The sequence below is a fragment of the Colwellia marinimaniae genome (assembly GCF_002207865.1).
GTDB lineage: Bacteria > Pseudomonadota > Gammaproteobacteria > Enterobacterales > Alteromonadaceae > Colwellia > Colwellia marinimaniae.
In genome coordinates this window covers 1-275 of the sequence record NZ_BDQM01000243.1, presented here as the reverse complement: position 1 = coordinate 275, position 275 = coordinate 1, and the positions used below count along the sequence as shown (strand labels likewise).

Here is a 275-nt window from a genome sequence, read left to right as displayed (position 1 = left end):
AATTCACACAGGTGCAACAGGTTGGTCAGCACGCGCTCGCCATCGCTGCGGGCGATCAGGGTTTGCGGCAATTTGAAGTCATGCAGCAGGCGCCGCAGCATTGGCAGCACGCCTTGGGTCCGCCAGACCACGCGGTAGTCGCGAAACTGCATGACCCGCTGTTCCCAGGCCAATTCGTCCTGGTTCAGTTGCTCCAGTTCCGCCAGCGACAGGTTGAGGGTGACGCAGGCCAGCGCGGCACGCAGCGGGCGCTCGACATCGGGTTCGGCACAGGC

1 protein-coding gene is annotated in these 275 nt (G+C 64.0%); it reads right to left on the bottom strand.

Annotation, left to right across the window (positions count from 1 at the left end):
• Positions 1 to 275: hypothetical protein (locus MTCD1_RS19110; RefSeq protein WP_143760176.1), on the bottom strand; the 275-nt coding region annotated here is incomplete at both ends.